Source organism: Halalkalicoccus subterraneus, assembly GCF_003697815.1.
Taxonomy (GTDB): Archaea; Halobacteriota; Halobacteria; order Halobacteriales; family Halalkalicoccaceae; genus Halalkalicoccus; species Halalkalicoccus subterraneus.
The window spans coordinates 116,035-142,104 of record NZ_RDQG01000006.1 but is presented as its reverse complement, the minus strand read 5'-3'; the positions used below and the strand labels follow the sequence as shown (position 1 = coordinate 142,104).

General features: G+C 50.8%; 21 protein-coding genes and 1 pseudogene. 16 read left to right on the top strand and 6 right to left on the bottom strand.

The window, feature by feature from the left end; translation table 11 throughout:
* Positions 1 to 181, top strand: a pseudogene (locus EAO80_RS01795) (NAD-dependent epimerase/dehydratase family protein); the annotation flags it as partial.
* 33 nt (positions 182 to 214) lie between these two features.
* Here the strand turns inward: EAO80_RS01795 and EAO80_RS01790 are convergent.
* The gene (locus EAO80_RS01790; protein WP_122088226.1) at positions 215 to 1,189 is read right to left on the bottom strand and encodes an alkaline phosphatase family protein; all 975 of its coding nucleotides are present in this window, start codon (positions 1,187 to 1,189) and stop codon (positions 215 to 217) included.
* Between the two features lie 91 nt (positions 1,190 to 1,280).
* On the bottom strand, positions 1,281 to 2,426 hold the full coding sequence (locus EAO80_RS01785) for a glycosyltransferase family 4 protein (RefSeq protein WP_122088225.1): 1,146 nt from the start codon (positions 2,424 to 2,426) through the stop codon (positions 1,281 to 1,283).
* Between the two features lie 154 nt (positions 2,427 to 2,580).
* Here EAO80_RS01785 and EAO80_RS01780 point away from each other — a divergent pair, with 154 nt between their 5' ends.
* The 4 genes from EAO80_RS01780 (at position 2,581) to EAO80_RS01765 (ending at position 8,142) form a co-directional block, all read left to right on the top strand.
* On the top strand, positions 2,581 to 3,840 hold the full coding sequence (locus tag EAO80_RS01780) for a sulfatase (protein WP_122088224.1): 1,260 nt from the start codon (positions 2,581 to 2,583) through the stop codon (positions 3,838 to 3,840).
* Positions 3,837 to 5,009 (top strand): glycosyltransferase family 4 protein, encoded by a 1,173-nt coding sequence (locus EAO80_RS01775; protein WP_122088223.1) that lies wholly within the window; start codon positions 3,837 to 3,839, stop codon positions 5,007 to 5,009. The genes EAO80_RS01780 and EAO80_RS01775 overlap by 4 nt, the downstream gene beginning before the upstream one ends.
* 77 nt (positions 5,010 to 5,086) lie before the next feature.
* Complete coding sequence (locus EAO80_RS01770; RefSeq protein WP_162993830.1) at positions 5,087 to 6,988, top strand: hypothetical protein; 1,902 nt, start codon at positions 5,087 to 5,089, stop codon at positions 6,986 to 6,988.
* Positions 6,988 to 8,142 carry a glycosyltransferase family 4 protein gene (locus EAO80_RS01765; RefSeq protein WP_122088221.1) on the top strand — a complete coding sequence of 385 codons (1,155 nt, stop codon included), beginning with the start codon at positions 6,988 to 6,990 and terminating at the stop codon, positions 8,140 to 8,142. Before EAO80_RS01770 ends, EAO80_RS01765 begins: the two co-directional genes overlap by 1 nt.
* Before the next feature lie 5 nt (positions 8,143 to 8,147).
* Here EAO80_RS01765 and EAO80_RS01760 read toward each other — a convergent pair whose 3' ends face one another.
* Positions 8,148 to 8,939 (bottom strand): glycosyltransferase, encoded by a 792-nt coding sequence (locus EAO80_RS01760; protein WP_211330610.1) that lies wholly within the window; start codon positions 8,937 to 8,939, stop codon positions 8,148 to 8,150.
* Between the two features lie 185 nt (positions 8,940 to 9,124).
* Here EAO80_RS01760 and EAO80_RS01755 point away from each other — a divergent pair, with 185 nt between their 5' ends.
* Positions 9,125 to 10,297 carry a polysaccharide pyruvyl transferase family protein gene (locus EAO80_RS01755; protein ID WP_122088219.1) on the top strand — a complete coding sequence of 391 codons (1,173 nt, stop codon included), beginning with the start codon at positions 9,125 to 9,127 and terminating at the stop codon, positions 10,295 to 10,297.
* Positions 10,298 to 10,490: 193 nt separating this feature from the next.
* On the top strand, positions 10,491 to 12,002 hold the full coding sequence (locus tag EAO80_RS01750; RefSeq protein ID WP_122088218.1) for a lipopolysaccharide biosynthesis protein: 1,512 nt from the start codon (positions 10,491 to 10,493) through the stop codon (positions 12,000 to 12,002).
* 9 nt (positions 12,003 to 12,011) lie between these two features.
* Here EAO80_RS01750 and EAO80_RS01745 read toward each other — a convergent pair whose 3' ends face one another.
* Positions 12,012 to 13,223, bottom strand: coding sequence for an outer membrane protein assembly factor BamB family protein (locus tag EAO80_RS01745; protein WP_122088217.1), 1,212 nt, complete (start codon positions 13,221 to 13,223; stop codon positions 12,012 to 12,014).
* Positions 13,224 to 13,926: 703 nt separating this feature from the next.
* Here EAO80_RS01745 and EAO80_RS01735 point away from each other — a divergent pair.
* The 6 genes from EAO80_RS01735 to EAO80_RS01710 all read left to right on the top strand — a co-directional run bounded on the left by EAO80_RS01735 (position 13,927) and on the right by EAO80_RS01710 (position 21,009).
* Positions 13,927 to 14,919, top strand: coding sequence for a glycosyltransferase family 2 protein (locus tag EAO80_RS01735; protein WP_122088216.1), 993 nt, complete (start codon positions 13,927 to 13,929; stop codon positions 14,917 to 14,919).
* A 30-nt stretch (positions 14,920 to 14,949) separates the two neighbouring features.
* Entirely contained in the window at positions 14,950 to 16,140 is a 1,191-nt protein-coding gene (locus tag EAO80_RS01730) for a glycosyltransferase (protein ID WP_122088215.1), read from the top strand.
* 161 nt (positions 16,141 to 16,301) lie between these two features.
* Positions 16,302 to 17,279 carry a polysaccharide pyruvyl transferase family protein gene (locus EAO80_RS01725; protein WP_122088214.1) on the top strand — a complete coding sequence of 326 codons (978 nt, stop codon included), beginning with the start codon at positions 16,302 to 16,304 and terminating at the stop codon, positions 17,277 to 17,279.
* An 85-nt stretch (positions 17,280 to 17,364) separates the two neighbouring features.
* Positions 17,365 to 18,825 (top strand): oligosaccharide flippase family protein, encoded by a 1,461-nt coding sequence (locus tag EAO80_RS01720; RefSeq protein WP_122088234.1) that lies wholly within the window; start codon positions 17,365 to 17,367, stop codon positions 18,823 to 18,825.
* A 245-nt stretch (positions 18,826 to 19,070) separates the two neighbouring features.
* Complete coding sequence (locus EAO80_RS01715; protein WP_122088213.1) at positions 19,071 to 20,225, top strand: asparaginase domain-containing protein; 1,155 nt, start codon at positions 19,071 to 19,073, stop codon at positions 20,223 to 20,225.
* Positions 20,226 to 20,532: 307 nt separating this feature from the next.
* Positions 20,533 to 21,009 carry an aldolase/citrate lyase family protein gene (locus EAO80_RS01710; RefSeq protein WP_122088212.1) on the top strand — a complete coding sequence of 159 codons (477 nt, stop codon included), beginning with the start codon at positions 20,533 to 20,535 and terminating at the stop codon, positions 21,007 to 21,009.
* A 404-nt stretch (positions 21,010 to 21,413) separates the two neighbouring features.
* Here the strand turns inward: EAO80_RS01710 and EAO80_RS01705 are convergent, their stop codons facing one another.
* Together EAO80_RS01705 and EAO80_RS01700 are read right to left on the bottom strand one after the other, a co-directional pair.
* The gene (locus EAO80_RS01705) at positions 21,414 to 22,631 is read right to left on the bottom strand and encodes a glycosyltransferase family 2 protein (RefSeq protein WP_122088211.1); all 1,218 of its coding nucleotides are present in this window, start codon (positions 22,629 to 22,631) and stop codon (positions 21,414 to 21,416) included.
* A gap of 212 nt (positions 22,632 to 22,843) precedes the next feature.
* Positions 22,844 to 24,016 (bottom strand): O-antigen ligase family protein, encoded by a 1,173-nt coding sequence (locus EAO80_RS01700; protein ID WP_162993829.1) that lies wholly within the window; start codon positions 24,014 to 24,016, stop codon positions 22,844 to 22,846.
* A 307-nt stretch (positions 24,017 to 24,323) separates the two neighbouring features.
* Between EAO80_RS01700 and EAO80_RS01695 the strand changes: the two genes are divergently transcribed.
* From EAO80_RS01695 to EAO80_RS01685, 3 genes are all read left to right on the top strand, one after another.
* Positions 24,324 to 25,289 (top strand): sugar phosphate nucleotidyltransferase, encoded by a 966-nt coding sequence (locus EAO80_RS01695; protein WP_122088209.1) that lies wholly within the window; start codon positions 24,324 to 24,326, stop codon positions 25,287 to 25,289.
* Between the two features lie 230 nt (positions 25,290 to 25,519).
* The gene (locus EAO80_RS01690) at positions 25,520 to 25,699 is read left to right on the top strand and encodes a hypothetical protein (protein WP_122088208.1); all 180 of its coding nucleotides are present in this window, start codon (positions 25,520 to 25,522) and stop codon (positions 25,697 to 25,699) included.
* A gap of 117 nt (positions 25,700 to 25,816) precedes the next feature.
* Positions 25,817 to 26,011 (top strand): cold-shock protein, encoded by a 195-nt coding sequence (locus tag EAO80_RS01685; protein ID WP_122088207.1) that lies wholly within the window; start codon positions 25,817 to 25,819, stop codon positions 26,009 to 26,011.
* The last annotated feature ends 59 nt before the right edge of the window (positions 26,012 to 26,070 follow it).

Genomic DNA, 26,070 nt, shown 5'->3' with positions numbered 1-26,070 from the left:
CGAGATGATCAACGAAGAGCTGGGAACCGAGATCGAACCCGAATACGTCGAGAACCCGATTCCCGATAGCGTGTACGTCCACGACACGTGTGCGGACTATTCGAAGATTCAGGAAGAAACGGGTTGGGAGCCCGAGATCGACTTCGAGGAGGGTATCCAACGGGTCTGTTCGGGGTATTAAGCTTAAAAGTCGCCTGTGAGCTACGAGCGCCGATTATCGATAACCGAGCGCCTCCAAACGGTCTTCGACCGACATCTGCTCTTCAGCGGCCACGTATTCGTCCGCCTCCGGGGAGGGAAGCGGCTCCCCTTGATCGTCAGTCGTTGCATGTACCCACGGGACGCGACGGAGCTTCGGATGCGGGAGACCATATTTGTGTGAGTACAGTCCCCACTCACCGAACAGTTCACCGTGATCGGCGGTTATAACGGCGATTCCTTCCTGGTAGTTGTTCAATAAGCGTTCGACACTATCGAGTACAAAGCGTAGGTTGTCCAGATAGGACTCCCATACCACTGATCGGTCCCCGTCGTCCTTCAAGTACGCAAACGGGTACTGCTCATGCTCAAGGAACCGGCCACGATCCACTGCAGCGTGGATATACGGCGCGTGAGGTTGCATATAATGAACAATCATACGATCGTGCTGCTCCTCCCGACCGGCTCTGATCGCTCTGTCCGTCAGCACTTCCGGTGAGGGGATCGGTCGCCCCAACTCATCCGGTGCATCCCGCTTTCCCTTTACATCCGGTACCTGTTCAAAGTACGCGAACTCTCCAGAAACTGTCCTCTCTTTTATCATATTTCTAAAGAAATCGTTTTTATCGATTATAGATCCATGTATTTCAGATGTATCGAGAGGATCAACAGGATCATTATCCTCAAACTGGTGCGTGAATCCGTTTGACGTTATATACGCAGTGTCGGCGATTACGTCGCGGTACGTGGTAGTGAACGTGTTGTCGATCCATTCTTTCGATGTGCTTCCTCGGGATCGGATCGAGTCTACCGAGCTGATGAACGAATACTCGTCTTTGACTTCTTGAAGGGCGTCGACACGGCACGCATCGAGAATAACGAGTAGATCCCACTTCTCGCTGAAAACAGACTTCCCATAGGGAATACGCGATGTCAGTACGCGCCAAAGGTATGTGTATGCTGCGAGGCCGTCACGAGGATCAGGTCTCATAGGTCGAGTAGATATTCAACTATATTATAACCGTCGTGGTTTAGGAGAACAACTGTACTCCTAGATAAATACAAGTGGCCGTAATGTCCTCTTATCTATTCGTCTCTATCGCCCGTCGATAGACCGTTTCGGCTTGTTCTGCGACCCGATCCCAGTCATACTGTTTTGCGCGCTCGGTCGGCTCGATGGGCGGACGTTCGCCCGAAAGTGCACGTTCGAGCGCACTGGCGATTGCCTCGGCAGTCGGCTCGACGACGTAACCCGCGTCGCCGATTACCTCACTGGCAGCGGACTCGGGGTGATCGGCCGCAATGACAGTACAGTCGGCGGCCATTGCTTCGGCAAATGTGATTCCGAAGCCCTCCCGGGTCGATGGGGAGGCAAACACCTTCGCAGCACGCATCTGTCCGAGGACCTCTTCGTACTCCTCGAGGAAGCCCAGGAAGGTAATACGATTAGAGTGTGCTAACCGTTCGGCTTGCGCTTCGAGTCGATCCAGCTCTGGCCCCTCACCAATAATGCCGAGTGTCGCATCGTGCGCGTCAGCGACCTTGTCGAATGCATCTAAAAGCAACGAGACGTTCTTATCGTCGATGAGACGTCCTGCGAACAGGACGTCAAACGAGGCCTGCTCTTGGGGAAGGGATGCGTGTTGAATCTGGTCGATATCGATTCCGTTGGGGACGACATCGATCGATTCACGAGCAGGGCCGATTTCGGCGAGCCGATCGGCCGTAATTCCTGAAACTGCGACCGGGTGTTGGGGCATACGAGCAGTAACGCGCTCAACCGCCTTTCCGAACGGGGCGAGCATACCGAGATACTCCTCCCAGTAGTCCAGCCAAATCTCGTGCCACGTCGTCACCACCGGTGTGTCGGTGCCGATACGTGCAAGACTAGCTGAGAAGATCGGAAAATACGGAAACGCAGAGACGTCGATGAGGTCGTGTCGATGACGGGCAAGCTGGTGACGAAGCGGCCTGACTGCCCGCGCAGCGAAATCGATTGCTTCCGGGATCGATCGCCGATCATCGGTGTAGAGCTCTGCACTTGGTGCGACGGCTCGAAGAGTCATACCCTCGTGGGAAATTACCTCAGGACCGTCCCAGAAATGCCGTCCGTAGACGGTTATCTCGTGACCATCAGACGCGAGCCGAGAACCGATCTCATGGATCCGTTTTTCTGCACCACCAGTAACGAAGGGGTAAACGACGTTCGTAAGAAAAGCGATTCGCATTGTATGGTTCGATTGAGGGGTCTCTGTAATAATATTCCGATCTGAACGGGAGTGAGCTATACCGGTGCAATATTTTCAGTAGATATGTTTACATATATAGCCATAGCACGGAGAGAACAAAACTATATCATACTTCGCTGACTGGCTATGAGTAATGACTGACTGGGAGAACGTAATCCTCCTCTCGGCGGATGCGTTGCGAGCGGATCACCTCTCGTGTTACGGCTATCAGCGAGATACATCGCCGATTCTCGACGAGCTCGCGCAAGAATCGATCCGATTCACGAACACATATAGTGCGAGTTCACACACACGCGAGGCAGTACCTGCACTATTGACCGGAGAACTGCCTGATGTGGCGATCGATTCGAACTACCGCCTCGCGACTGAGACGGTTGCCTCGACGCTCTCTCAGGAAGGGGTTGCGACCGGCGGATTCCATTCGAACCCGTTCGTCTCACGGGCATACGGGTTCGACGACGGATTCGACGAGTTCGACGACGATCTCCATTTAGGACAGCACAAACTCATCGCGCTCGCCCAGCGCGCCCTCGATAAGCTTCGAAACCGCCACTATGCGCGTGCCCCAGAGATCAACGGGCGAGCACTCTCGTGGCTCGATTCGCTGGACGACGAGCCGTTTTTCCTCTGGGCACACTATATGGATACCCACGGTCCCTATGAGCCCCCAAGCAAGTACGCGACACTGTACACCGACGAAGAGCTGAGCGGTCGGGAGGCCCAAAACCTGTACCGGCGAGCGATCAAAAACCCAAATTCAATCACCGGCGACGAACAGGATTTATTGATCGATCTCTACGACGCAGAGATCCGCTATAACGACGCCCAAATCGGCTGGCTTCTCGAAGAGCTTCGGAACAGAGACCTCCTCGAGCGATCGCTACTCGTATTCACGGCGGATCACGGCGATGCCTTTGGCGAACACGACTACTACGAACACCCGCGATATCTCCACGACGAGATCACCCACGTCCCGCTTTTGGTCCGCCCCCCTGGTGGTGCCAACCAAGAGATAACGACACCGACGAGCACGGTGGATATCGTCGCGACGATCGAGTCAGCAGCCGGTATCGAGCAGGCCCGTGAGGGTTCGTCGCTGATCGATATTGCCGACGAGGATCGAACTGTCTACCAACAGGCTCGTGGTGAGAACGAACACGCCCACCTCCGGCGGTACGCGCTACGATCACAGGAGGGGGCGTGTTTCTGCGAGCGAAATCGGGATACCGACGCGCTTGAATTTACTGACTGTACGTCCCGAATGCTTCGTGAACGCCTTGAATCGCACATCCAGACACGCATTGAAACGGAAAGCGGGGAGGAGACGACGGACGACGACGAGGTAGACGAGGAGATCGATCGTCGACTCGAAGCACTCGGGTACAAGGAATGAGCGACGACACGCTGAACGTCTGTCTCATTTCAAAGCAGTTTCCACCCGGTGTTGGCGGTGCCGAGACGTACGCCTACGAACTGGCAAATGGACTTGCAGAGCGCGGTCACCGGGTCGATGTATACACCCAATGGATCGAGAGTATAAACGACACCGTCGACCTCCATGAGAATGTCACCGTCTACCGGATCGCCAAGGCTCGGAAAAAGCTCGTCACGTTCGAGACGCTTTGGTTCAGCTTTCAGGCGCGACGACAGATCGACTTCGACCAGTACGATATCGTCCACGGGACGCTCATGCCTGCCTCAACGATCGCGGTAACGCCGCTGAACGATATTGAGACACCTGTCGTTTTGACGAGTCACGGGACCTCTATCGGAGAGACGAAGTCGGTTGCACTGGAAACACCTGCGGACTACCTGCTGAAATACTTCTTTCATCCGATGAACGTCGTGATGGACTTCGTTGCCGGCCGTGGGGCAGACGAAATCGTCGCTATCAGCGACCATGCGGCAGACGAGTTAGTGAAACGATACCGGTTCGACGCCGACCACGTCCAAATGGTTCCACATGGCGTCGACGTTGATCGATTCTACCCACGCGAGAAAGCGCATCCAGACGTACATCCGGAGCGGACGACACTGCTCTATGTGGGCCGGTTGGGAGCCCGGAAAGGGCTCGATCTGGCACTTCAGGCCGTAGCGCAGGTGGACGATTCGACAATCGAGCTGCTGATCGCAGGAACAGGGCGTCACGAGGACCATCTGCGTGATCTCGCACAGGAGCTAGGAATCGAAGGGCAAATTCAGTTCCTCGGCTACGTTCCCGATGACGAACTACCGAGTCTGTACTCGTCGGCAGACGTGTTCGTACTTCCGTCTCGATACGAAGGGTTTGGACTGGTTCTGCTCGAAGCCATGGCCTGTGGAACGCCTGTCATTGGAACGGATCAAGGAGGGATCCCGACTGTCATTGACGATGGAGAAACGGGGTACAAAGTAGAGAGGAGCGTTGAACAGTTCACAGAAGCGATTCGTTCACTGGCGACGAGTACGGAGAAACGAGCCAGAATGGCACAAAAGGCTCGCACGAAGGCTGTCAACACCTCTTGGGAGACAGTTGTAGAGGATGTGGAAGAGTTATATGAAGATAGCCTAAATATCGTATAAACAGAGAGAGTAATTGATGCGAAGTATAATACTTTGTACTATTGATATAATGAGTCTGGTTTCATGAGACACACGTTATGAATGGCACACTGACGAAAATTGAGAAGAGCGTTCGACACTACGCATCATTACCAGTTGCCATCTTAGGGCTGGCTTTGCTTTATCTGTTTATCACGATAGAATACAGATCACTGCTCGGTCCCATTCTCGGAGCAGCAGTGGGTGGACTGCTTGCGATCCTCATTCTGCACATCCTGCATCCGGGAACTACAGACGCAGAGCTGTCCCCACCGAATTACCGAATCTCAGGGATTATTACAGGTCTATACGTTTTTTCTACATTTCTCATATATCGAATCGTACTCTACGAACGGCCGTTAGCACACTATGTGATTTTCGGAGGCTTTGCGGGATATATCGCCTATGAAATCGCGACTGGTGCGCGAAAACAGCGGGTTGTTCCACAAATCCTTGTGCTCTTGTTTTTCATGTACTGGAGCGTCCAGCTAGCGTTCCCTGCGGGGATGAATCAAGCAGACACACGATCAACCTATCTTCCAGCGATTCGGGATGCACTGAACGACGGCGTGATTGATGGTTTAACCATCTATCTCGGACACTTAGTCTATGCAACCGAATCGATACTGGTTACTGGTCTGTCACCCCGAATGGGGTATTTCTTACTGACAGTACTGCTTCTCACCGGTACGATCCTCGTTATCTCCGTCTTAGACATGGCGTTCCCATCAATGTCGAGTCAGGTCGTACTCTACGCTGCACTGTTCTTCGGATGTATGAGCTGGACGCTAGGACGGGGGTTTCACCCAAGCAAACTCAGCTTCTTTTACGCACTCACGCTGCTGTTAGGGATGGTTTGTATACTTCTGTATACGACGGTGTCACCCCAGCGACGACGTCTATGGGCGATCATTGGGATTGTCATCGGTCCTGCACTGATATTCGGACACCAGTTCAGCGCTGGTGCTGCCCTTCTTTTCGTCATCGCGATCACGATATTCGTGATTCTTACGCAGTATATCTACCAAGAGAGCCGCCCAACGTTTCATACCGGGCCGACAGTGGTGTTCGTTGCCGCGTATAGTCTGGGAATCTTCGGAAATCCCATTCACAGCGGCGATCTAACTGGACGGGTTGCAGGTCTAATAGCGTCGATATTTCTTGTGGGATCTGAATCCGGGGCTGGTGGAGGGACAGGAGGAGCAGGACGGTACTCTGAACTCCCGTTGGAGATGCTCTTGGCAGCAACATCCGGGCAAGCGATGTTGTTCGGACTGGGAGTATTAGGGGCGGCAATCGCGATTCGGCAGTCCAACTGGGAGTTCGATCTCACTATCTTCTGGATGGGATTCATAGCGATATTTATGGTTATAAGCCTCGTTTTCAACGCCGGAGACACACAGCCACAGCGGTTTTACGCACTCTTGGGTATTTTCGGTTTGAACGTATTCGCCGGCGTAAGCCTGATGTATCTCCTTCATTCGGATATCCCGTTTACCTCTCCAAAGGTGATTGGCGCTATAGTCTGTGTCTTCGCCGTTATGTCTCTGGCCTCGCCGGTTGCAAGTGCGCATCTATCGATAGTTAGTGATGAGGTTCCGCACAATCGTCTTCATGACACAAACCAGTTGAACGCGGGTGAAGAGTGGACCGATATGTACGAGGGAGATCCCGAAACGATGTTGCGCACAATGGCACCAAGTACGGAGGTACCGTACGAGTCACAATCAAGAACGACTGCGGCACTAAATACTTCAGAAGTACAGCCCGGTTACAGATACGGGTATACGGAAACAGCCGCAAATACTGGGATACGGGACACGACTGGACAGGGTATTGGAGGCCATACGTACGTGTTCCTCTTGCCGGATTCAAACTCCACTGATAGCGTTATCTATGCGAATGGAGACACAGTGATCAGATACAAATCCGAGAATGCGTCTGGTGGGGGTGGACAGTGATGCGTGTCGGGATTGTAACACCTCGATATCCACCGAACAACGGCGGTGGCGGGGAAGTCAGCGCCCAACTACTTGCTCAAATACTCTCAGACACCGACGAGATAGACGAGGTAGTAGTCTACACGTTTGATGGAGATGGGCCGACGCGTCAGGACGGCGCTCGGATACGACGGCACAAATCGCCGTTGATCGTCTCGTTCGAAGTCGTGAACCTCTATTCATATTTCAAACTCAGAGAGAAGCTCACAGAAGACGAGATAGATCTGATCCACTCCTATAATATGCAGCTCCATCCAGTTGTCGGTCATCTATCAAACAAGCTGGATATTCCATCTGTGGCGACTCTAAACTCGTATGCATTCATCCCATACCGCGATATCGACATTCCTGTTAGCAGTGTGCTCGAATGGTATAAGATCATCTCGAAGGCGACGACAGGGCACATTCTCCGGAACCGTATGCGACAGATAGACACGTTCGTTGCGATCAGTTCGACCATCGCGGAGATCTACCGACGTGAAATGTTCGGGGACCAAAACATAGAGGTGATCCCGAACATGTGCGAACCCCACTTGTTCGATGTCGATACATCAGACATGAAGTCGATTATCGATATAGCACCTACCCAGAACACGATCCTGTATGTAGGGTCACTCCGCGAGACTAAAGGTGTGAAGTATCTAATTAGAGCTGCGAACTACCTTCCGGAAAACAATCAGATTGTTATCGCTGGAGGAGGGAAGAACAAGGAAAGCCTGCGTGAACTGTCCGACAAGATCGGTGTCGCTGATCAAGTGACCCTCCTTGGAAGGGTTCCACACGATGATATTCAACGGCTGTACGCCCGTGCGGATCTATTTGTACATCCGGGTATCTGGCCCGAGCCGTTCGGACGAACGATTCTTGAGGCCATGCAGTTCGGACTTCCTGTTGTAGCGACAAATATCGGTGGGCCAGCAGAAGTGATCCCTCAAGAGGAGTATCTCTGTGAACCAGAGAATTCTCGTGACTTGGCTGAGACGATTCAGGATGTTTTCTCCTGTAAAAGCCAGATTGGTGTGAAAAACAAAGAATACGTATATGAAACATATTCACCAGACGTTGTCGTTCCACAACTACTTACCACATATAATAGTGCTAACAACGCGTACTAACAGATTTATGTGGAATCTAACGCATTTTGATAATGTTTTTTCCATAACTTAATCTCATCTCTATATTTATATTTTTTTATTGAATTAGATGCTATTTCTTTTATATCATAAAAATTAGTATCCTTCCACGGTTCGCATAATGTGTAGTGGAGGAACTTCACCCCGTTATCTACTACAAAGTTCCACATCTTTGGATGGTGATTTTTCATAGTTATTATAACATTCCATTCAAAGGATAGTAAGTCAACATTAATATCAGAATCGCCATAGTAGAATTCATTAAGTAATCTTTGATCGCCGTAATCAAGTTGAGCATTATAGTCTAATGCAAAATCTTGTATCTTTTCATAAGTTTTGTTTGAGGGTTCAAATATAAACAATCCAGAATTGAACATAGGCCTATTAAAAACGGTTTCCGGTGGTTCTCGCCCAATATTAATACCGGCTGATAAGTTGTCAAAATTAGCTATATCAGTTATGTCATTTAGACAGATCATATCTGCGTCAAGATAACAAAGGCGTTCCGAGTATGGCAATTTATATATAAGGAATTTTTTCTGGTTTGTTAATTTAGAAGGATTATTCAACAATGATTGGTCGAATTCAAACGTTCCCAACGAGGAAGAATCGACGAATTCAATATTAATACCTTGACTTTCAACTAAATAACGACTCTCATCGCTTAGTTCGGATAGTTCTAATATGATTAGATGGATATCCTCTTTCTTGAACCCGCTATTTAATTTTAAACTATCAATAAGTGCTAACAAAGGATCTATGTATCCCTCATTCACCATAGTAACGAATCTCATAATAGGAGAATTATCTAGCTGGCAGTATCAAATTTTCGCTCACTATTAGCTTCGACAACAGTAAGTGTCATTATAGAAATGATAATCACAATAATATAACTGAACTAATTTTTCTTTGAGGCAGTTCAATTTCGGGAGATTTATTTCAACCAATAACATTTTATTTATCGATGCCAAAAATTGGAATCCTCACGTTTCATAACAATGAAAATCGAGGAGCAATATTACAATCCTATTGCCTACAGAAGTCACTTTCCCAAATATTTTCGGAAGATGTCGAGATAGTCGATTATCGTACTAAATCTAAAGAAATAAGTAGAATAAGTAAGATATTCTTCCCAAAACACCCTCAGAAAACTATCAATCAAATCAAGGATAGATGCATAGTTAACAATTTCTCATCATCATCTCTATCAACGAGCAAGAAAACAATTACAACGGATACTCATGAGGAAGCTGTGAGTTGGCTAGAAAAACAAAAATATGGATTATTATTCACTGGTAGCGACGAGATCTGGAAGATAGCTAAAGATGATAGTAAAATTAGGTCATATCTTCGTCCATCCCGCCCTTTTCCAAATCTGTACTTCCTGGATCCTCAAATTTCTGCAATGAAAGTAGCATATGCTGCATCAGCAAATAAGACGAATTTAGAGACACTAACACAGTCTCAACAAGAGACAATGAGAGAGCATCTATCCGCCTATAACTATATTAGTGTTCGTGATAGACACACGCAAGAACTGTTAGGAGATCTTGGGCTCAAAAATGTGTATAAAGTTCCCGATCCGACATTATTAGTTGACATTCCCGAGGGCGACGCTAAAGCAATCTTACTAAAGAATAATATTAATCTTGAAAAGCCAATCTTAGGTTATCACGGTCCATCTAATAAGCTAGGTAAAGAGATATGTGATCATTACAAAGGAAAAGGATATCAGATAATCGCGCCTACAACTTCTAAGTATGCAGATCTAGAGCTCAGAGGAAAGGTAGATCCATTCGAATATTACACGATGTACAAGCATTTCGACATGGTGGTTACAAGTAGTCTTCACTCAATAATATTTAGTCTCAAGCATAGAACACCATTTGTTACTCTTGAAACAGATAAGGCCTATGCGAATATGGAAAGCAAAACCCATTCGCTGTTAAATGATTTTTCTCTTTTAAATAGACACATAGATGCTGTAAACGATGATATACTAGACATAGGAGAAAAGATTGATTCATTTGAACAACAGATGGATGATGAACAGATTACGAAAAGAACAATCGAATTACGAAATGAAGGTTTGGAATTCATACATAAAATTAAAAAGAATTATGAAAGAAACAACTGAGCCACAGATATTTCCGTCGAATGGGCTCTCCGTTGGTGATGCACGATTCGTTGAGAAGAACCGAATCTGTAACGATGGCAATGCAACCTATCGAGATGGGAATCGATTTATCTCCCGCGCAAAATGGTTGCATCGACTCGTACTACCGTTTGAGGGGAAGATCTAGAAGTGATCGAGTTCGATAACTTAATCAATGAGTAACCGAACCATTTCGGGGATTCTCTCCGTGATGGGCGGGAAGGTTGGTGTTCTCCTGATCGGTGTGGTAACTACTCCACTCCTCGTCAGAATTCTCGGCAGCGCAGACTACGGCGACTATGGGTTTTTACTTTCGATGTTTGCTGTCATCACGACGTTCGCCCATGCGGGAATCTCAGCCGGAATCCGGAAGTACATCGCCGAGGAGAGAAACCAACAGGGATGGAAAGAACACGTTTTCGCGTTTTATACCCAGTTAGCACTGGGGTTTGCCGCTCTCGGCGGACTCTGTTTGATCCTCTTCGGCATGTTAGGACCAGTCAAACAACTGTTCGGTGATGGGTTCTCGCTCTATTTCGTTCTTCTCGCAGCGATGCTCGTAGCCAACCAACTGTTCTACATCTCTCGACACACCCTCATGGGACTACATTTCGAGCAGTATTCCGAATCACTCTCGATGCTACAGACGTTCCTACTCGGTGCATTCGGTCTGAGTTTAGCATACGTCGGATTCGGCGTTGCTGGTGTACTCTCCGGAACCGCACTTGCCTATCTGGTGTGTGCAGTTGGGGCAACATGGATACTACGGACGCGCATCGATCTGACGGCCGTTTTTCGATCGGTTCCTACGGCGTTTCCGAAACGCGATCTCTTCAATTTTAACGTTTATAATACTGTCTTCGTCCTCTTGACTGTCTCGCTGTACAATGTCGATCTTCTGCTCCTCCAGCCGATGGTTGGCAGTCACGAAACCGGACTGTACAAGTCCGCGCTGGTGATTGCGGAGTTTCTGTGGCTCGTTCCGACTGCAGTGCAAATAGTTTTCATTCACTCGTCCTCGGAGATGTGGTCACGAGAGGCTCACGAGGAAATTACCAGTATGGCGAGCAAAGCCACTCGGTACACGCTGGTTTTCACGACGTTGTTGCTCCTCGGAATCGCGGCGCTTGCAACCCCGTTCATGCAATTATATTTCGGAGCAGAATTCGGCGACGCGGTAACCCCTCTCCTGTTGCTCCTCCCCGGTGTGCTCGGATTTGCAGTCGCGCGGCCGATCTACGCGATTGGGATAGGTGATGGAAAATTCCGCCAATTAATCGCCGCAACGGGTACTGCAGCAGTAATTAACCTTGTTCTGAATCTACTACTTATTCCTCAATATGGAATGGCTGGTGCAGCGATCGCAACCAGTATCGGATATGGATTGATGGTTTTTCTTCATTATCTTGCAGCTCGTCGAATTGGCTATAATCCATTTCAAGACCTCCGATCTGTTCGTGTTGGAATTACCGCAAGTCTTGCTGCACCAGTTATTTTTGGGCTTTCTTACGCAATTGATTCTGGAATTATTTCACTTATCCTTGTCCCCCCTGTCGGTTTCATTGTATATTCAAAAATCGCATTTTGGACAAATGCAATTACGGCCGACGAAATCTTACCGTTTCTTGACCAAATTCCTGATCCATTCTCAATTTGGGCTACGAAAATTATTACAGCTATATCATAACAATCTAATTTATGTTGTATAGCAATAGAACTCACCTTTCCAAGATCCAATATAAATTTCTCCTTCGGTGCCAATGATAGGGGTTGCATAGGCTTTCCCAATGTTCTCCGACCATTTTATTCTACCATTAGATTGGATACACACGAGTGATCCTTGGTGAAATGATTCTTTTATCCCAATTAATATATTCCCTGAGCGATCTATACTCGCACTTGTCCACATTGCCCTAGGAGCGTTACTGAGATTTATTTTTCGATATATCCTTCCTTGTTCTTTCCCTATAAAATAGACTGTACCATTCAGTCCACATATAACCACATAATCCTGATGGCTGATTGATGCTGTCCCACGGATCCCTTCGTCAATAGTTGTTTCCCAGATTAGTTCTCCGTTTTGACTAATTGCAGATATTTGACCTTTCTGGGATAAGAATGATGATGTTTGGTAAATATATCCGTTCTGAAGATCAATCGAAGGAGCTGCCCAAGTATCGTGTGATTTCTTAATTTTGTATTTCCAAATCACATTCCCAGCTGTATCGAAACAATATAGCACTCCTCGCTGAGATGGCACATATATATTATCTGATTTATCAATTGCAGCACCTCCTGTATGGAATCTAGGAACTCCCAGATCATAACTCCAGTTTTGTTCACCCGTAGCAGCGTCTACTGAATGAATCCCTTCACCAAATCCAGTAATATAGAGATTCCCTTCTGAGTCAATATTAGGAGAAGACCAACATAATATTCGCCGTAGAGAGTGTTTACTGTAGTCTATAGATCCCGGCAGAATTGAAAAAAACGACTTAGCCCATTCCTTTTTTGACCTGTATTCTTCTGAAATATCATATGCCCATTCATGTGTCCCATCTGTAGTGATTGAATGGAGATATCCATTTCCACTAGCTACTATTATACTATTAGAATCTGTAATTAATGGCCCTCCGAAGATTTTCTTATTAGTCATAAAACTCCATCTAACATCACCAGATGGCGATAATGAATATAGGTTGCCATCATGACATCCAAAATATATGTTTCCTGAAGAATCAAATACCGGTGTAGACTCGGGTGCTTTCGCTGGGAAATTAGGGAGACGTGTTTTCCAAGCTAATTCTGGTGAACATGAATCCTTGATTGAATTTTTGGCCTGCCCAGTTCTAAGTTTATCATACATATGGGTCGCACAGGGGACACTTGAATCGGTAAGAAGTTGCATAAACGATTCTGGCACGGGAATCTATTAAAACTACAGGTTATAACATTTTAAGTTACTCTTCGGAATTACAGCGCTTGCAATCCCGTTCATGCAATTGTACTTCAGAGGAGAATTCGGCGACGCGGTGGCACCACTTTTGCTCCTCCTCCCCGGTGTCCTTGGGTTCGCACTTGCGAGACCAATCTATGTGATTGGACAAGGTAAAGTAAACTCCAAGCGCTCATCGTTGTAACCGGGACCGCTACAGTGATCAATCTCGCATTGAATCTCTTGCTCATTCCTCAATATGGAATGGCTGTGGCGGCTGTCGCAACAAATATTGCTATAGTCACTGGTCACATTCCACAGCGTTATTGCCCGTTGGATCGGTTACGATCCATTTAGTGATCTTCGTCTTCTCCGAGTTATCACTACTGCTGCTATATCTACAGTCGTCATTTTTGGGATATCGTATACTATTAGTTCGGGATTACTATCGCTTGTAATCGTCCCCCGGCTGGTTTCATAGTTTATTCTACACTCGCGTTGCGAACAGGGGCTATCACAGCCGGACAAGTAATCCCACTCCTACAGTGCGTCCCATCACCAGTCTCTGACTGGTTAGTAAAGACGACTGGCTATATCGGATGACTAGTTTCACGAAGTCCAAAACGCTGGGAGAAAACAACATTTATAACACCATCAAAATATGACTTAATAAAATATGTCGGGCCCCGTAAGTGTAATAATACCTACATATAATAGAAGATGTTTATTATCAAATGCGATAGATAGCGTTAATAGTCAGACATATAAGAACATAGAGATAATAATTGTCGATGATGGATCTGAAGAAGATATAAAAGAAGTCGTGAATTCTTTTGACTGCAAAAATATAATATATATACGGCATGAAAATAATAAAGGAGGCAGTGTAGCAAGGAATACGGGTATAGAGCACGCAGAAGGTGATTATATCGCATTTCTCGACTCCGATGATGAATGGCGTCTTGATAAGATCGAAAAACAGGTAAACAAAATAGAGGCATCGGACAAGGACATAGACATTGTCTACTGTGATTATCTCAAGGGATTGAGTTCCTCATCTCAGTTGCTATTAAAGCCCCACGATCTCCGGGAGGGAGACATCCACAAGGATCTATTATCAGGCTGGATGAACATTATGACATCTCAACTCTTGATTAAACAGAGCTGTATTGAGGAATCAGGAGGATTTAACCCCAATTTCCCGAGCTTTCAAGAGTACGATATGCTGGTCAGGATGGCAAAAGATTCAGTCGTCGCGTACGTTGATGAGCGACTGGTGATTAAAAATACCGGAAGGCATGATCAGATTGGGGATGACTATTGTGGGAGGTTTGATGGTCTACAGATGTTTCTCAACGAGCACGGGGAGGACATGATCGACTATTTCGGAGAAGATTACATCAAGAAATTTAGTGAGAGACGACTAGCGATAATATACCGATCGAAAGCGTGTGAAAGGATAGAACAAGGAAAAACACAGCAGGCAGTATCGGTAGTTATTAACGAGGAAAAAAACAGCCCAGAGTGGAAAATAGTGGATATCTTCCCACTTACAGCGACTCTTATCGCTGGAGAAAGAGGGAGAAACCTGATCTATAAAGTACAATTTCATATAGATTGCCACAGGTATGGATTTATACACAAAAGCGAGATGAACAGATATGCATAGAATATTGAGGATAAGTAAGTGCAAACATCTATGAACATCGTATACTCCGCGTTCAGGTTCCCGAAGCTGTCAGAGTCATTCATTCTAAACGAAATCTACGAACTCAAATCGCGCGGCCACAACGTTGTAGTTTTTGCACATACAGACCCGATGGAAGAGACTACCCACAAGGAAATCGATAATCTCAATCTTCCGGTGTACCACGCGGGACCCCCTCAACTGACATATCAGTGTGCAAAAAACGTGCTCCAGAGCTTTTCAAACCCGTCATTTTACCGATTTGGAGAGAGTTCACTGAACGTGCCAAGTAAGTTCTTCAACGCACATCTACTATCAGAGTTCGAGAATTTTCTCACCAAGTTAGAATTCCACCCTGATCTCATCCACGCCCACTTTACGAACGTACGTCGGCTCCCTCTTGTCTACGTCGCTCGAAAGCACGAGATCCCGATTTCGGTCGTACCCCATGCATTCGGGCTGTTCGCCGATCCGGACTACGACGCCCTAGAGATACTGTTTAACAGCGTTAATCATATCATCTCGCCTACTGAGTATAACAAACGATACATCGAAGAACACTACCTACCAGACACGTCTATCAACGTCGTTCCAGCGGTTTCACAGCTTGGAAACAGGGAGCCAACGGGGGGGACTGTCCCAAATAGGGTATTGACCGTTGGACGGTTCGCCGAAAAGAAAGGGTATTCATACTCAATCGAAGCCATAGCGAAGGTAGTAGAGGAGTATCCCGACGTAGAATACCATATCGTCGGAGAGGGGAATATAGAGCCGAAAATTCGCAGCCTGATACGGGAATACGGTATAGAAAAAAATATCGAAATCCTACAGCAAATATCTGACGACCAACTATCGAAAGAATATGACGAGGCCGCGATTTTCCTACTGCCCTGCATAATAGCCGAAAACGGTGACCGTGACGCTGCACCAGTTGTCCTCAAAGAGGCTATGACGATGAACACGGCTTGTGTCTCAACGACCGTTTCGGCTGTTCCAGAACTCATCACCGATGGGGAGACTGGGCTGCTGACACCGCCGAGAGATCCGGGTGCAACGGCTGACGCGGTTAAAACGTTGCTCAAAGACACTGAGTACCGCGACGAGCTTGCAACAGCAGGTAGGGAACACGTCAGAGAAAACCTCACCCCAGAAAAGGCGGTCGACAAGCTAGAGCGAGTGTTCAAGGAGATAATCACGCGTTGATGGGCTCTGAACGAAGAGTTCGTTTTTTGCGATCCAAGGTCGGCGCAGCTACGTGGACAGCGGTCTCGCGAAGCCAAACAATCAAGTGAAGTAGAGAAATCACATACATCATGTATTCAATTAGTGACTTATCGTACGGATTAAGGAATCCCGCCGAAGCGATGGACGAAATCAGCACGCAAATTCGGCTGCGAAGATCGCATGACTTCGGTATACAGGGCAGTTATGGGACGGGTAACATCGGAGATAAAGCTCTGGGAGAACGCTTCTATGAAGAGATACAGGCAAGAGGGAGAAGCGTCGAGATGTTTAACCACACGACAGAGAGCAGTAATGCGCCGAATAGGGTCCTCGGTGGCGGCGGTGTCCTGCACGACTGGTACGGCACGGAGCATCTCAAAACGCGTCTGGCGTACGCAACTGGCGGTAAAAAGGCGTTCGCCATCGGTGTCGGTGTCCCCGGCTTCCAGTCACCGGAGGGGCGCGATCTGGCGTCGCGCGTACTCCCGGAATTGGACCTAATCACGGTTCGTGACGAATGGTCGAAATCGAACATCGAAGCCGTCTGTGACACGGACGTCACTGTCACAGCATGTCCTGTTTGGCTCTACGATGATCCCCAAGAGCCGACCTCAGATCGAACAGGGATAAACTTCCGACCATACTTCGGAGAAAAAGAGGATATGTCGGAAAGTGCACTGAGAGACCACTTTGGCTACACCGATTTAGAGAACGCGACCGAGCGGTATATCGAGAATATAAAACGAATATGCAAATTTGTTGATAATCCAGTATTCATCCCGTTCACGCCGAAAGACGAGAAGTTCGCACAGAAATACCTTGATATCCCGATCTGGCCGTATACGTTCTCCGTCGAGAAGACGCTTAAGCGGGTTTCAAACGTCGAACGAATGGTCGCCACACGATACCACTCGCTTGTCTTCGCGTCGATTTGTAGGAAGCCCATCCTGCCGTTAGCATATGAGCCGAAAGTCGAAGAGGTCGCAGAGCGTCTCGATCTACCGTACTACAAGCCACATAAAGACATTAAGATCGAGTTCGTCTCACCATCGGGCGTTGACCGGCTTCGGACAGCTGCGAGAGAGAACTTCGATCTGCTATTCGAGGCTGCAGAGTGATTCAGTGTTTAGATCACCGATTCAATATATAATTAACACCAAATCATTTGAACTAAGTTTCGGGCAGGGCGACAACCATCACATTATGCCATCGTTACTGCGGTCGATCGCTTCTATCCTTTCGGGACGTGTTCTGACGCTACTCGTCGGAATTCTCTTTACACCAATTCTCGTACGAATTATCTCACAGTCACAGTACGGGTTATTTGCGACGATAATGGCAGGGTTCAGCATTGTCACGCTTATCGCGAAAGGCGGGCTCTTCGATGCAACCAGAAAGGTAGTTGGTGATGGGAAAGACGACCGACAGCGGGTATCAAAGGTCGTCTCTGTATCGTTACTGATCAGCGTCGTCTACGCGGCGCTGACGATTGCCGCAATATCCCTCTCGGCCGAATTGGGAATCGTTCCCTCAACGTATGTCCCTTACATTTGGGCCATCATTATTGTCGTGTTCTTTGGAAACGTGTATGCTGTCGTCAGATCCGCGTTCTACGGTGTGCAGCGCGAATCGATCGCCGAGATACTAAATATCAGCCGTCAGTTGATTTACAGCGCAGCTGCACTACTACTCGCGTACGTCGGATACGGGGTTGTCGGTGTATTCGTGGGCTATACGCTCTCATTCGTCCTTCTCAGTGTAATCGGTTTAGTTGTACTGAGCAGTAGGATCCCGTTCAATCTTCCATCGAGAGACGACGTTTCCAAATATGGGCGCGAGATTGTCTCGTTCGGCGGCTACCAGCTTATCGGCGGTGTGAGCGCACTACTGTTGTATAGAACCGATATCCTCCTCGTCGAGTTCTTCAATGGACAGAACGCGGCCGCACTTTATCAGAGCGCGATCGTTCCTGCAGAGATGATCTGGTTCGTTCCATCAGTAATCCAGGCAGCGTTCTTACAGCATACGGCACATCTGTGGTCAAACGATAGGACGGACACGATCAACAGAAATCTACAGGAAGGTGTTAAATACGCTGTCCTGTCACTATCGCTGTTTGGAATCGGTTTGTTCGCCCTCGCGGAACCGTTCCTCAGCGTCTACTTCGGGCCCAACTACGTAGAGTCATCAACCACGCTGCAGATCCTCCTCGTCGGGACGTTCTTTTTGGGGACAACACGGGTGGTCACACCAGTGTTACACGCAACAGGTTGGGTTCGCGAATCGGAATTTATCACCGTGCTCGGGCTGGTAGTCAATCTCGTCTTGAATCTCCTTTTGATCCCTGAGTATGGTATCATAGGGGCGGGGATCGGAACGGGTGTCTCGTATGTCGCGATCTTCGTCGGGAACGTCCTCCTATGGAGGCGTTCCCCACTCGAAGTCGTCCCCCTCAGCTGGGCGGTCAAACTGATTGGAGTGCAGATCGCGTTCTTCGCCGTATTCATCGCGATCGTCTCGCTCGTTAACCTCTCGCCGTTAGTCTCCCTGCTTGTCTTCCCGCCACTCGGATTCATTATTTTCCTCTCATTGAACGTCACGGCGGGCTACATCCCCGTAGAGATAGTCAGAGAGTACGCGAGCAAGACTCTACCAGATAGGTGATATACCGTAGACAACCCGCTTAGAGAACGTCCTCTTACTCAACCGAGACCAGAGAAAAGCGACGAGAACACGGTCTGAACTCCAATGACGGACCTGGGTGTTGAACAATCCCCACACCAACCCCCACTCCCCAGTTTTGCCCCATACCGAGGTTTTATTCTAACACCCTGTTTGTCTCGATCTGCCGAATGAAAAAACGTACTCAGACAAAAAGTAAAACAGATACTAGCGAATCTGGAAGTTTTATGCCAAATAGGAGATCGTTCCTCAAGCTCACTGGCGCCGCCGGAAGTGCAGGGCTGATGGCCGGTACGGCCGCCGCCGACTCCACAGAGGAGCTACTCGCCGACGTCGAACTACCCGATAAAAGCGACCGACCACTGGTCAGGCTCGTCACGACCGGCGGGACGATCGCAAGCACGGAAGAGGCGGCCGAAGGCTCGGGCTACTCCGTCTCCGAGGAGGCTGACGCGATCGTTGAGGCCGTGCCGGTCCTGGATTACTTCATTGATATCGAGGTCGACCGCGTCGCCCAGAAAGGGAGCTCGAGTCTGCTCGTAGAGGACTACGTCGGCGTGGCCAAAGCGGCCAAGCGGGCCGAAGCCGACGGCGCGGCCGGCGTGATCGTCACACATGGCACGGACGCGATCGAGGAGGACGCCTACTTCAACGATCTCGTGTTAGATCTCGACATTCCCGTCGCGTTTGTCGGAGCGATGCGCGCCGCAGACGCCGTGAGCGCCGACGGTCCCTCGAACCTACTGACCGCGGCCCGAATGATCACCCGTGAGGAGTTCCACCTGAAAGACGAACCAAGCGGCGTCTACGTCGTCCTGAACGAGACGATCCATGCGGCACGCGACGTGACGAAAACACACACTACGAAGGTCGATACGTTCGAATCCGGCGCGGCAGGACCGATCGCCGTCTTCACCGACGAGCAGCTCGTCTTGTACCGCGAACCAGGGAGCTACTCGTCGAACCTCGCGAACGCCGATCTGGATGCGACCTGTGATATGGTCGTGCCGATCGTCACCACCGGCGCCGGGGCCGACGCCTATCTGATCGAACAAGCGAGCGCGGGTAAGTACGACGTCGACGGTATCCTCGTCCAAGCGACGGGCTGGTGGGGTGGGACCTCACCGTCGATCACCGAGGCGAGTCAGGAAGCACTTGAAGCCGGCATTCCGGTCGCCCGCTCCACACGCGTTCACGACGGACCGCTCCGACTCATCGACGAGGAGAGTCCGATCGTCATCATGGAGGACCTCAACGCATGGAAGGCCCGCCTCCACATGATGGTCGCCCTCTCGATCAGCGCCGATCTGGAGGGCGTGCGGGACTCCGTGACTGAGGGCAAGTACGGGATCGACGTCGTCGCCCCCTCGTCGATCGAGTAGCCCAACGCACACGAGTCGTTCGTAGAAAGCGTCATTGACGCTGGATCGTGGTCGAGCGATCCACACGTTTCTGATCATCACCAAGCACTGTGGCCAAACTACGGACACTACAAGCCACAGACAACAGCCCAGTCTCGCAATCTCACTGTCCCATTGAGTATCCGATCAAGCAACCCGGACTACACGAAATCGCGAAAGTGTCAATATAATTCTCAAAAGGGAAGATCGTCAACACGCACACGACACGGGTAGGAGTTTCTCCGAAAAACTCGAGAGCGGCAACCCTCTCTACGAGATCTCGGACCCGATGCAGGGCATCGACTCTGCGGCAATCGTCTCGCAACATCCGACGACCGACTGGGTGTGGGTCGACGGCGAGCACGGCGCCATCTGGATCGAGGAGATCCGCCACAAGATGGCGACGTTCCCCGACGACACCGCCGGCCTTGTCCGGATCCCCGCCGGGGATCCAAAGGAAGTCGAACAGGTCGAAACACCGGAGATCATCGAGCAGATCGAAGAAGTGGCGGCGATCGACGGAATCGACTCGTTGCTCGTCGGCCCGAACGACCTCTCGAACTTCATGGGCGTGAGTCCTGATTCGACAGAGTTCAAGAACGCCGTCGATCGCGTGCTCAGAGCGTCCCAAGAGAACGACATCGTGCCGGGCTACTGGGTGGGCTCGAACGACGAATCCGAGTTCGTCGAGGAAGGCTGGCAACTGCTCTCGCTGGGCTCTGCATCCGCGCTACTGGGTGATGCGATCGAGGAGCGAATTCCCTAATCTGTCCTGTCCTCACCTCTCCGCTCAAGCAGCTCAAATGTCCTCCCACGAACGCCGTCCCAACTCTAGTAGCGGACAACACCGAGTCGCGACGCCGAACCTGATCCCCCTATACGATTACTGATCAGTAGCGAGCGTGTTTGTCGCTTACACTACGGCGGCTTGTCGAGTACGCCCTTCGATCGTGACCTCGTCGTTGTATGCGGCGCCGTTCTTGAGTGAGAATGCGGTATAACCGTCTTCAGAAAGAATATTCGCGACTCACCACTACGTGGGAGTGGTGGTAGTCTAGAATGCCAGTGCAACGTGACCCAGTATGGAGACAGGACTTCGCGGACTACAATCGTGGGTAACACGAAATATGCCGACGACCAACTCCTCAGTCGAAAAACAGATCGACCGAACTACTGATTGACCGCGCTCAAGAAGAACGACGAGAACACGGTCTGGGTCCCGATCACGATCGCCGTAAACGAAGCAAGCGACAACGTTGTAAAGGTCAACGTCGAGAATCCGGAGGCGGCCCACTGTCCAATAAGCAAGAGCGCACCGATCGCCCCGAGCCCGAAGATCACCGCTCCGGCTCCTGCTCCGTACTCTAGTCCGATGTTCTCAACGGCCCACGTCGTGATCGGGTCCGTGGGTTTCTGGATCGGGTCGCTCGTCACCGCGGCGAACACACCCAGACTGATCACTTGGTAACCAACGATCGTCAGCAGGCTGCCGGCAATCATCGAATGCACACCAGGGGCGACACCACTGATCGGCACCCCGAACGTCGAAAGCCCCATCACCAGCATCCCGATGGCAGTCAGCACGATCCCCGGTACCGAGAACAGGTACCCAGGGGCGTTCTCGAGCATAAACCGGACGTGGCGCCACCCGTCGGTAAAGCTCTCGAGGTTCGCCTCACCCTCGCGCTCGTGATACGTAATGGGCACCTCGACGATCTTCATGTCACTAGCCCCGGCCTCCATGATCATTTCGCTGGCAAACTCCATCCCATTGGTCTTCAGATCGAGCGCCTCCAACGAGTCACTCCGGATGATCCGGAACCCACTGTGGGCGTCACTCACACCAGCGCCATAGAACGTGTTCAGGAACTTCGTCAACGCCGGATTGCCAACGTACTGGTGCAGCGCGGGCATCGCACCGGGTTTGATCTCACCGCCGAGGCGACTGCCCATGACCATGTCCGCGTCCTCCTCTTGCAGATGGTCGAGCAATCGCGGAATGTCCTCGAAGTCGTAGGTCGTGTCGGCGTCGCCGATCACGATGTACTCCCCACGGGCGTGCTCGAAGGCGTACCGGTACGCGTAGCCATAGCCCGGCTCGTCGGGCGTCACCACGATCGCCCCCATCTCGCGGGCGATCTCGGGGGTGCGGTCGGTCGAGCTGTCGCTGACGATGATCTCGCTGGGAATGCCCAGCTCGTGGATCGCGGTCCTGATGCGATCGATGCACTCGGTGATTCCTTCCTCCTCGTTGAGCGTCGGCATGACGACGCTAAGTCGAGGAGTGGTCGCACTATCCGCTCTGAGAAGGAGTTCCTGCCCGCGTTCCTGCTCAGAGACCGACTGTTCGTAGCCGCTCTGGGTCGTTTGTTGGTTTTTTGTTGACATTTATAGTAGTGGGTGCAAGAGATCAGCAGGCCGGGGCACCGGATATTACCTTCAAGAAGAGGGTATCAGCAATTCCCACCTGCTGTCAATCAGCTTATTTTTGTCCGAAGCTCTGTCCTATGGAAGACATATACTACATTGCATAAAAATGTTTCTGTATAAACGTATCAATAGGTATGTGGTAATTAGTGGAATATATATCATTATCTATACTAATGAATAGTCGGAGGATAATTATACAGACTGAGGCCGAGAAACAGGCCGAAGAACACGGACGTCATGCTCAATCCACCAAGCGTGACCGACTCGAAGACGATATGGACCAGAATCGCGATTAGAACTCCGACGACGTAGAAGTCCCAGGTCGTCGTCAGGGACCACATCGACCGGAGCGCACCGTAGGCAAGGGCGACGAGGTAGATCGACCCGGCGATGATACCGGTATTGAGGAGAATATGTAGGTAGGCGTTGTGGGGGCCAACACCAGTCTTCCAGTCGCTATACGGCATGATCTCGGCGCCGGGATTCTCGAAGCCGATCCCGACGTAGGGGTCATCTAGGAGCCGACGAACGGTCCCCTCCCACAGGGATAATCGCCCTGACAGTCCGGAATCGAACAGCGCCTGCAGCTGGCCGGTCCGGACCATCGTACCCGTACTAGCAATCCCCAGAAGCAAGAATCCGAGAAAGACAGAGAAACTGTACCCGGCAGCCATAACAATCCCTCCGGCACCGGCACCAACGTAGGCAGCCTCCCCGTTACTGAGTACGAGCCCGGCGAACGCGATCAGAAGAGACAGCGCCCACAGCACGCCCCGTTCCTCCAGATACACGTACAGGGAACTCAAGAATCCGACCATCATCAGGAAGCCGTACGTGTTCCAGTAGCTGAACACGGAAGTGATCCGATAGCCCTCGTAGCCTAGCACTGGGCCAGCCACGTACGCGAACAGCTGCTCGTCGGTCCGCGTCTCCATCGCGAGCATCCCAAGCCCCACAAACGTAAGCAGGAGACTCACCCCGGTAAGTAGCTTCGCGAACACCAGTCGGTCGTCCGCGATCAGAGCCGGCAGAACGACCACGGTCGCTCCGACTGCGATCGGGGTGACGAGGACGTACAACAGCAGTGGGTCGGTTCGCGTCACGTAGTAGTTCCCGGCGAGGGCCAGCCAGTACAGCCCGAACAGGACCAAAAAGACGCGATCCGTCCGGATGGACACCCCTGTCAGCACGCCATAGCCGATCGCGACAAGCAGCATGCCACCCGACAGCAGGTAGCCGATCTGCGAGGGCAGAAACCAGACCGTCACACAGATGCTCGCCAGCACACAACAGAGTGCGACCACCGGCCCGCCCCACGTCGGCGGCTTGACTACTGCGTTCACCACCGAAGCTCCGTTTTCTCACAGCGCTCCGGTCGTCGTCGCACCCGGTTCTGCGAGCGAGGCCATCCGATCGCGGCGACGGTTCCAATCACCGCCGCGAGATCGGAACAAACCGTCCGGCGTGATTGAGAAAAAACCGACCGAAGAAAGCGTCCTCGACTCATTACTAGGGGTTCTCTGAGCAGCTCTCAAAAACCGACCGATATTCGTCGTTCGAATAATTATGATAATCAATGCCATAGTATCGATATAGAGAACTTTGAGGTAAAATCATATATACAAGCCTACTGAAAGAGAGAATAGAGAGATGAAGGCAATCGTACTCGCGGGAGGATATGCGACACGGCTCTGGCCCATTACGAAGGAGCGTCCCAAGATGTTCCTACCGATGGGCGAGACGACGGTCATCGATCGGATCTTCGCCGGTCTCGAGGCTGACGAACGAATTTCGGAGGTCTTCGTGAGCACGAACGAGTGTTTCGAGACGGACTTCCGGGAGTACCTCGCCGAGAGCCGGTTCGAGAAACCGACGCTGTCGATCGAGGGCACCACACGGGAAGACGAGAAACTGGGCGTGGTCGGCGCGCTGGCTGAGCTCGTCGATCGCGAGGAGGTCGACGAGGACACCCTGATCGTCGCCGGGGACAACGTCATCAGCTTCGACCTGAGTGACTTCCTCGATACATTCGAGGCGAACGGCGAGCCGACGCTTGCGGCCTACGACGTCGAGAGCCGCGAACAGGCGAAATCCTACGGGCTCGTCGACCTCGAGGGCGACCGGGTCACGGCGTTCCAGGAGAAGCCCGACGACCCCAAAAGCACCCTCGTCTCGATCGCCTGCTATGCGTTCCCGGCCGCAACCCTGGACCGATTGGACGAGTATCTCGAGGCGGGCAACAACCCCGACGAACCGGGCTGGTTCATCCAGTGGCTCCACGAGGATCAGCCGGTGTACGCCTACACGTTCGACGAGGCGTGGTTCGACATCGGGACCGCCGAGAGCTACCTCGAGGCCCTCGAGTGGCAGATGAATGGCGAGAGCTACGTGGCGGACGATGCGATCGTCGAGAACACGGAACTGGGGACGAACGCCCATATCCTCGGGAACGCAGTACTGCAGAACGCGACGGTCGACCACTCGGTCATCTTCGGGAGTGCCCGTGTCGAGGACAGCGATATCGATCACTCGATCATCGATCACGAGGCAGAGGTGCGGTCGGTGAATCTCGACGGCGCGCTCATCGGCGAATATACACAGCTGAACGCCGAGTGACGGTTCCGTATACCACGTTCTGCGAGTGAGATACTGTGACCGACATCGTGGACGACACCCCGAGATGCAATCGGACGTGAGGCTCGTCGGGCTCGATTCACAGTCGCTTGACGACAACGAGAAGGCACCGACCCAGTTCAGATGTCAGGGAACGCGTGAGGAGAGCGTGTAGATCTACTCGTGGTCTGGTGAACGCTTATCCCGCTCGCCCACCACGTAGTAGCAAACTGATGGGATTCTTCGAAAAGATCGGACGAGAGGTCGAGCAGTTCAAGCAGACTGCGCAGGAAAGCGCCGAAGAGAACGCGTCCTATCGATGCCGGACGTGTGAGTCGCGGTTCAATATCTACGACGAGGAATGCCCGGACTGTGGCGCGAATAACGTCGTACCAATGAACACGGAGGAGTGAATACTGAGAGGCGTTTTCTGGAACGAGCGCCCATCTACCACGATACGAAATCGAAGAGGGTATGATACCGCGACCCTCGCAAGTGTTATCTCCCTCTCGGGTGTACATTTGTTTGCAATGGCAAACGGAAAAGTTGATTTCTTCAACGATACTGGCGGTTACGGATTTATTTCCACTGAGGATGCGGACGATGACGTTTTCTTCCACATGGAGGACGTTGGCGGCCCGGACCTCGAAGAAGGGCAGGAAATCGAATTTGGCATCGAACAAGCCCCTAAGGGCCCCCGCGCGACGAACGTCGTCCGCAATTAATACCGGATTTCAGCTGTCGCCTCACGGCGACTAGCTATCGACTCCGATTTTCCGAACGC